Origin of the sequence: Protofrankia sp. CiT1, assembly GCF_917627335.1 — a bacterium.
Taxonomy (GTDB): domain Bacteria; phylum Actinomycetota; class Actinomycetes; order Frankiales; family Frankiaceae; genus Protofrankia.
Map to the genome: position 1 here is coordinate 77,293 of NZ_CAKJTP010000004.1, position 8,480 is coordinate 85,772.

An 8,480-nucleotide genomic window follows, 5' to 3' on the forward strand; every position below is an offset into this window, starting at 1 on the left:
CGGAAGTCCGACTGATGGCGATCGTGCGGGGGGGTCGTGGCCGATCGGGAGCTGGCTCCGCGGTTCGACATCGAGGGCAGAATTGTACGGGTTCTGGTGGAATGCCCGGAACTGAGCCCGGCGGGGAGCCGGCAGCTTCTCCTTGACCTGCTCGGACGGGCAGGCTGCCCGGTCCAGGTCGCCGACTACCCGACCGCCATGCAGTGGTTCTTCGCGCTCGTCACAGCCTGCGCGCGGCGGTCGAATATCACCACGCTGGTCGACGTGGTGATCCGGCTGCAACCGGCTGCCGCCATCGTGATGATGTTGCTGCGGCTGCGGGACGAGTGGGAGGCCGGAGAGGTCGCGGCAGCGGCCTCGAGCGAGCTGTGGGCGCTGCTGCGGGCGGAACTGGACGCCATCTCGTCCGGCGCCATTGTGAAGCCCTACCGGCTGGCGACCGGTAACCGGATGCTGGAGCCGCCGCGCCACTGTATGACTGCCTGGCACACATTGCTCCACATTGCCGGCCGTAATGCGGCCTGGTCCAGGCTGCCGCCCTATATGGTCTTCCTCGAACATGTTCATGACGAGTTGACGCCATCAACCGCGCAGAAAGTGGACCGCTGGAACAGCAGCCGAGCGTACGAGCTGAAGCTCACCGCGGCCCTCGACGCGGTCCGGTTGGAGCGCACTCCACGGCCACATCACGCACCGCAGGTTCATCTGATGATCCAGTTTGATCCGGCGGACGGCGACGCGGAGTCCTACGTGGGGTCGTGGTGGCGCCAATGGGATGGCCGGATCGAGCCCGGCGGGCGGCAGCTCCTTTCCCGGGGCGAGCTCGAAGGTTATGTGGAGGCTGTCGTGCGCGGGCTGGAGACCGGGCTCGCCAGCCACACCCCAGTGGTCGCGATCGAGTTCATCCTGCCGTTCGGGCTGCTGAACGACCCTGTCGACTGGTGGCAGCGGGAAGCGGACCCAGGCCCGGCCAAACCACTGGCGTTGGACTATCCCGTCGCCCTGCGCAGCCTGGAGCGGTTACGCAGGCCAGACTGGCACCGGGTGTGGCATCGGCGTTGGCGGCAGCTGCATCACGGACCCGGCCGGGCCGGTGTGTACTGGAGCCGGCCGGACGGCTCGGACCACCTGCTCCGGCTGGAGGCCACGCTGGCGTCCGATGAAAAGCTGGTCGCGCTCGTGCTCAGTGAACCACCCGAAGTCACCGGGGGAACCGGGATGGGGGAGGCGCTGATGGCGCTGCGGGCGGGCCTGCCGGTGGTCCTGTGGCATCGGTCCCGGCGGCTGGGCAGCGAACATGAGGACACCTTGCGGCTGCTGGTCGATGACGGCGACATGAGCGATCTTCCCGGTCGGGTCCGCCGATTACGGATCGACGCGCTGCTGGAACCGGGCGGTGGCGCCGGCGGAGCCGGCGACAAACATGTGGGACGCAATCTCGCGCTTCTGTGGGATGATCCAGAAAGGCAGCCCGAGAGAGGCTCGCCCGCCCCTCTCGGTGTATCACAAGGGGAGGGCCGTCCATGAGCGTCGACCCGGCAGCTGGGCAGGCGGACTCGCCTGATACGCCATCCCGGCCGGGATGGTGGCTGTTCCAGGGAACGGGCGATCCGATCGAGCCCGCGGAGCGGGACCGGCGATGGCCGGCACCGCCGCCGTGGCGGATTTTCCAGGGCGGGCCGGTGCTGCCGCCTCCGTCGGCTGAGGGGCCAGAGGCTCTGCGGCGGCTGGGGACCACGCCGTCCCGGCTGCTCGACACGGCCCAGATCTCGGTCGTGAACGCGGCGATCTACCTGCGGCGCCCCTTGCTGGTCACCGGGCGCCCGGGGGTCGGTAAGTCCAGCCTTGCCTATCTCATCGCCCGCGAGCTCCAGCTCGGGCGAGTTCTGCGCTGGCCGGTCACCAGCCGTACCACGCTGCGCGCCGGGCTCTACGACTATGACGCCATCGGCCGTGCGCAGGCCATGTCTCCGTTCCGTTTCGTGCCGAGCCTGCGCTGGCATAGCCGGCCACGAGGGGACGACCATGCCAGCGGCGCCTCGGGCCGTGGCGGTGTGGCCTTACCGCCGATCGGGGATTTCATCCAGCTCGGTCCGCTGGGGACCGCGCTGTTGCCGCATGAGCTCCCTCGGGTACTGCTCATCGACGAGATGGACAAAGGCGATTTCGACCTGCCGAACGACCTGCTGAACATTTTCGAGGACGGCGAGTTCGCCATTCCCGAGCTGGCCAGGATGCGCCACCAGGACCCCGAGGCCGAGGTGCACACGGCCGATCCCGGCGGCACAGCCGTGGTACGCGAGGGAATCGTCCGTTGCCACGCTTTCCCGCTTATTGTGATTACAAGTAACGGGGAGCGCGAGTTCTCCGCGGCGTTCCTGCGGCGCTGTGCCCGGCTCGATATCCCCGACCCGGACGCACGGCAGCTCGCCACCCTGATCGCCGCCCATTTCCCGGCTGACGCGCCGGGCACCGGGAGCTTATCGCCCGGTTCGAGCAACGCCGCCAGCAGGTCGGCGGACTGGCGGCCGACCAGTTGTTGAACGCGGCCCATCTGGTGGCCGCCGGCGCCGCCGATGGGGACGAGGCGGTATGGAACGACCTGCTTGAGGCAGTCTGGCATCAGCTGGCCCCGGCGCCGTCTGCGGATATGCGATTCCCAGGCATGCAGTTTCCGGACATGCGATGACGGATGAGGCGGGGCAGCCCCCGGCCGCCCGGCGGCCGGCGCGGCGGCGGCCCGCCGCCGCGCCCACGCCCCGGGAGATTGCGGAGGCTGTCTGGCTGTGGCGCTACCTGGACCAGCCGGTACCCGGGCCTGCGCGTGCTCTCGCGACCAGCGGCGGGAGCAGCGGCGAAATCAGTGACGGGAGCACACAACCGGATGACGGTTCGCCGGCTGGGGACGCCTCTGCGCAGGAAACAGACGCATCCGGGCTGGGCCAGGCCGGCCAGGCCGGGCCGCAGATGGGAGGGAACCGCCAGCCTCGGCACGGGTCCGCCACCGGGCCGGAGGCCGCCGCGCCGGAGCGGAGCGCCCCGGCTGGCCAGCCGGGCTGGGCCGGGCTGGCCATCGGTGATGGCGAGGACGCCGACGAGGACGCCGCGATAGCTGCCGCCGGCTCCGGGCTCCTCCTGTCCGGAGCGCCTCCCGCCCTGCCGGCCGGGACTTGGCCCAGCGTCTTGGCGGGCAGGGACCCCCGGGCCGTGCGGGCCGCGTTGCGGCCGTTGCGGCAGACGATGGCATCGGCGTGCGCGGACGTCTTGGACGAGGAGGCCACCGCGGAGCGGCTCGCGCAGGGCCTCCTGGGGTTACCGGTCTACCGGCCGGCCCGGGAGCGCCGGTTCGAGATCGTCCTCATCGTTGACGGCAGCCCGTCGATGACTCCCTGGCTGGACACCGTCCCCGGTATCGTCACGCTGCTTGAGCGACACGGCGCGTTCCGTGACGTCCAGCTTCGCTTCCTCAACACCGACACGGACCGACCGGAAGATCTCTGCCTGCGGACCGGCTGGCCAGGCGGTGCGGCACACGCGGCCGCCGAGCTCCTCGAGCCGACCGGCCGGCGGATCCTGTGGGTACTGACCGATGCGCTTGGCCGAGCGTGGTGGACGGACGCGATGTCCCCGCTGCTGTGGTCCTGGGCGCGGCGGCTCCCCGTGGCGCTGCTGAATCTTGTGCCCAGGCGGCTGTGGCAGCTGACCGGGCTCCGTCCCCAGCGGGTACGGATGTCGATGCCAGGCGGTGCCCCGATCGCCGCCGCCCCGCGGTGGGCGTTCCGCGATCCGTGGGGCGCTCCGTTGTCCGGTTTCGGCACGGCCGACCTGGCGGTGGCTGTCCCGGTGCCGGTTCTCGAGGCCCACGCCCGCCGGCTCGCTCCCTGGGCCGGCTTCCTGTCGGGCCGGCAGCCGTGGACCGAGCTGACGGCCGTGCTCACCGGCCCGCGCAGCCAGCCGTCGGAACGCGCCGCCTACTCCTGGGGCGGCAGCCCGGCGGAATCCGCCACGGAGTGTGTGCAACGGTTTCGGGCGGTGGCCTCCCAGGAGGCTTTCGAGTTGGCCACCCACCTGGCCGCGGCGCCCTTGACCTGGGCTGTGCTGCGCATGGTGCGGGACATGGTGCCAGGCGCGGGCCGCCCGCAGCTGTCTGAGATCTTCGCGGGCGGGCTGGTGCGGCCGGTGCCCGCCGGTGGCGGCCCCGCCGGTCCCGAACGGATCGCGCTGGAGTTCCACCCCGGCGTGCGGGCGGAGCTGCTCGCCTTCGGCCGGCGTTCAGACGCCACGCGGGTGCTGCGGGCGGTAAGTGATCTTCTCGGTTCGCGGGTCGCTGTTCTGCGTGACACCGGCCGGATGCTGGACGAGCCGGACTCGGCCCCGGTCCCGGTGATCACGGGTGACAACCGCCCGTTTTTGTTGATCGAAAAGACCGTGCTGGGCGCGCTGTCAGGCCGTTACCTGGAGCGCTCCCGTGCACTTGCCACCCGGATCCAGAGTGCTTCGAACACCGGAAGCATCGCAGATAGTGTTCAGGACGTGACTATGAGTGACAGTATCGGTGCGTCGACTCCGCTGCCGAGATCCCAGTTCCCGGTCGGCCCCGCCGTGCCCGCCCACCCGGCCGACAGCACGGCCGACCGTCAAGAAGGAGGATATGTGCCCTCGATCACCGCGACGTCAGCGGTGGAACGACAACGCACTGGCCGCTCACCGGCTGTCTGGGGGAACGTCCCGCCGCGCAACCCCCACTTCACCGGACGGCGTGAGCTGCTCGCCGAACTGCACAAGCGGCTCCATGAAGGGACGACCGCCGTCCTGCCCGAGGCGCTGCACGGTATGGGCGGTGTCGGGAAGTCACAGCTGGCGGTGGAGTACGTCTATCGGCATCAGGCCGACTACGACGTCATCTGGTGGATCCCGGCGGAATGGACGGCGCAGATCGGCTCGGCGCTCGTCGACCTCGCGCAGCGGCTCCGTCTCCCGGTCGGGATGGAGGCGAACATCGCCATACCCAATGTGCTGGAAGCGTTGCGCACCGGTGAGCCGTACAACCGGTGGCTGCTGGTCTTCGACAACGCCGAGGACCCGAAAGCCGTCCGCGAGTTCTTCCCGGCCGGCGGTGACGGCCGGGTGCTCGTCACGTCGCGGAACATGCAGTGGGCCAATGTCGCGCGACCGCTCGAGGTGGACGTGTTCGCCCGCACGGAAAGCATCGAGCTGCTGCAACGCCGTGGGCCCGACCTCACCAGCATCGACGCGGGCCTGCTGGCCGAAGCCCTGGGCGACCTGCCGCTGGCCATCGAACAGGCCGCGACCTGGCGCGCGGAGACCGGGATGCCAGCCCAGGAGTACCTGCGGCTGTTCGAGGAGAAACTCAGCGAGCTGCTCAATTCCAACGCGCCGATGGACTACGAAAAGCCGGTCGCCGCAGCCTGGAACGTCTCGTTGGACCGGCTCGCGAACAGCAACCCCGCCGCGCTGCGGCTGCTCCAGGTCTGTGCCTTCTTCGCGCCGGAGCCTATTTCCCGCCAGCTGCTGGCGGGGGCCGGGAACATCCTGATCGTCCCGGAACTCGATGCCGCGCTACGAGATTCGATCAAGCTCAACCAGGCGATCCGCGAGATCAACCGGTACGCTCTCGCGCGGATCGACCACCGGACCAACTCCCTGCAGATGCACCGCCTGGTCCAGGCCGTTCTTATCGGGCGGATGACCCCGGACGAACGGGAGACGATGCGCCACGGAGCCCACGCGCTGCTCGCCGGGGGCAATCCGCATGATCCGGTCAACCCGGAGAACTGGAACCGGTACGCGGAGCTCTACCCGCACGTCCTCGCGGCGGACGCGGTCGGCAGCGACAACACCTGGCTGCGGGAACTGCTCATCGATGAGGCGGAGTACCTCTACTACTGGGGGGACCACCAGGCCAGCTGCCGGCTCGCGGAGGAGACCCACCGTGCCTGGCGCCGCCTGCGCGGCGACGACGACCCGCACACGATCGAGATCGCTGGCTGGCTGGCCTGGATGTTCTTCGTCGTCGGCCGCTACCAGGAGGCCGCCGAGGTCAATGCCCGGCTGCTGGACATCTGCAACCGGCTGTTCGGCCCGGACCATGAGAAGACGGTGGAGACACTCGGCGCGGTGGCCGCCGGCAAGCGGGTCGAGGGCGACTTCCGGACGGCGATGGAGATCTCCGACGAGGTGTACCGGCGCGCGTCGCACACGTTGGGGATCGACGACCCGGTCACGCTGACCGCCGCCCACAACGTCGGGGTGAGCCTGCGGCTGCTCGGTGAGTTCGCCCGCGCCAGGGACCTCGACGAGGACACCTGGCAGCGCAGGGTCCGGCTTTTCGGTGAGGACGAGCTGCGCAGCCTCATCTCGTGGAACGCCATGACCATCGACGAGCGTGAACTGGGTGACTATCTCGGGGCGCGGGCCAGGCAGGAGGAGCTGCTGGAGCGGTTCCGCCGGCTGCTGCACAACGCGGAGAGCCACCCGCAGATCCTGCGGGCGTCCCGTAACCTGGCTGTCGCCCGCCGCAAGGCGGGTGACCATACCCACGCACTGGAACTGTCGCGGGATGTCCAGCTCCGCCTGACAAGCCGGTACGGGCCTGATCACCCGGACACCCTGGCCGCCTCGCTGTGCCTGTCCATGGACCTGCGGCACAACGGTGACCTCGCCGGAGCGCGGGAGCTGTGCGAGCAGACCCGGGAGCGCTACCAGCGGGTGCTCGGCGAGGAGCATCCGCACACCCTGGCCGCCGCGGTCAACCTTGCCATCACCCACCGGCTGGCCGGTGATGTGGAGACGGCCTACGAGATCGACCGCGAGAGCTTCGAGGTCTTCCGCCGCAGCCTTGGAAGCGATCATCCGTCGACCCTCGCGTGCGCGGTCAACCTCGCGAGCGAGCTGTATGCCCAGGGCGAGTTCCAGGCCGCCCACGACCGGGACGTCGACATCCTGGCCCGCTCGAAGCAGACGTCCGGCGAGGACCATCCCGCGACCCTCGTGTGCAGCGCGAACCTGGCGATGGACCTGCGCGCGTTGGGCCGTATGGAGGAGGCCGGCCGGTTGCACGCGTCGACCATCACCCAGATGGACCAGACCCTCGGCGTGGAGCATCCGGCGACAAGGGCCGCCGCCGGCTGGGTCAGATCCAACTGCGACATCGACCCGTTGCCGTTGTAACGGGGAGCCCCGGCCGGGATCCCACCCGTGTGCGGGGCTGTTCAGGGGGCGTCGGCGGCCTGCCCGCGCGGGCAGCCGCCGAGCCAGTCGGCGAGATCCCATGGTGGCGGTCGCCGACCGGTCCTGGCCGCCACCGCCCGGGAGACCGCCAGCACCAGTTCGGGACGGGTGAGCACCACCTGGGCGACCGGTTCGTGACCCACGGCCTGCGCGGTGAGCCCCAGACCGACCCAGGCATCCGGCCGGTCAGGGCTGTCCGCCAGGCCTGACAGGTACAGCTGCCGGGCGGACCGGTAGTCGGCGCTGACATAGGCGAGGTCAGCCGCGGTCGCACCGGACACCCGGCGGCCGACCTCATCGCGGCGTTGCAGCTCCCGGAACGCGTCGCGGTCGGCCAGCCACAGCCGGGTCAGCGCCGACCGGGTGTCCAACAGGCGCGCCGCCGGGTCCGGCCGCATGTCTGACGGCGGCACCGGGCCGCTCGGAGCTGACCCGGCCACCCACGCCCGCGCCAGCGCCTCGACCGCGTCCGCCGGCGGACACAGATGGCGGATCCGCCAGCCGGCGCGATGGTCCACGGCAGCGGCGGCGGCCCGCTGGGCGACATTGCCTGGTACGGGCTCGGTCTGCCAGCTGGAGAGGGTGACCAGCACGCCGTCGAGGAAGCGCCGCCCAAGTCCGGTCAGTTCCGGCGCGCTGCGCACGGAGCCCAGCACATGGGCGACTTGCCGCCGCCACAGCGCGAACTCGAAATGGGCCACCGCATTCCGGCCGCCGGTGGTGATTTGCCGCTGCCTGCGCCAGAACCGGGTGACGCCGAAAAACGCATAGATGCCCTGGAGAAGAGCACTCAATGGCCGGGGGTCGTCACGCCAGGGCGCATAGAACAATTTCCGGGAGTCGTCCTCATACAGGTCGAACAGATGCATCAGGGCACCGAGCTTCGCGTGTTGCAGCTCATGCACCAGCGTCACGGCGAGCTGGACCGCGTCGTCGGGTTCGGATAGGAGAGCGGCGCCGAACGCGTCGCCGGAGGAGGCGCTGCGCGGGCGGAAGCGTTCCGCCCGCGCCAGTGGTACAAGCACCGACAGGCCAGCGGAAAGCCCGCGGGCCTGCTCTGGATGTTCGGTTACCAGCAATGACCAGGCCTGCGCCAACGTGGTCTCCCAGCGGCGGAGCGCGGCCGGGGTCAGCCGCGCCGGCCTGCTCGGTCGCAGGACATGCCGGTAGGGGTCGATATCGTCCAGCACAACGGACAGCGTGCTGTGGCCGGCCCGCGTGTGGAGCAC

4 protein-coding genes are annotated in these 8,480 nt (G+C 70.2%); 3 read left to right on the top strand and 1 reads right to left on the bottom strand.

From position 1 onward, the window contains the following. The first annotated feature begins 36 nt into the window (after window positions 1–36). From MJ785_RS01725 to fxsT, 3 genes are all read left to right on the top strand, one after another. Complete coding sequence (locus MJ785_RS01725) at window positions 37–1,527, top strand: hypothetical protein (RefSeq protein ID WP_239379951.1); 1,491 nt, start codon at window positions 37–39, stop codon at window positions 1,525–1,527. Then, window positions 1,524–2,543, top strand: a complete 1,020-nt coding sequence (locus MJ785_RS01730; RefSeq protein ID WP_370652845.1) for an AAA family ATPase — start codon at window positions 1,524–1,526, stop codon at window positions 2,541–2,543. Before MJ785_RS01725 ends, MJ785_RS01730 begins: the two co-directional genes overlap by 4 nt. A 142-nt stretch (window positions 2,544–2,685) precedes the next feature. Beyond that, window positions 2,686–7,191 carry an FxSxx-COOH system tetratricopeptide repeat protein gene (gene fxsT / locus MJ785_RS01735; protein WP_239379952.1) on the top strand — a complete coding sequence of 1,502 codons (4,506 nt, stop codon included), beginning with the start codon at window positions 2,686–2,688 and terminating at the stop codon, window positions 7,189–7,191. Between the two features lie 41 nt (window positions 7,192–7,232). On the opposite strand, the gene MJ785_RS01740 is transcribed toward fxsT, so the two are convergent. After that, window positions 7,233–8,480 (bottom strand): HEXXH motif-containing putative peptide modification protein (locus MJ785_RS01740; protein ID WP_239379953.1); only part of this gene is annotated, 1,248 nt, incomplete at its 5' end.

Excerpts from the sequence above, each read along its gene's own strand:
- MJ785_RS01730 (WP_370652845.1), top strand. The coding sequence starts at position 1,524 with ATGAGCGTCGACCCGGCAGCTGGGCAGGCGGACTCGCCTGATACGCCA.
- fxsT (WP_239379952.1), top strand. The coding sequence starts at position 2,686 with ATGACGGATGAGGCGGGGCAGCCCCCGGCCGCCCGGCGGCCGGCGCGG.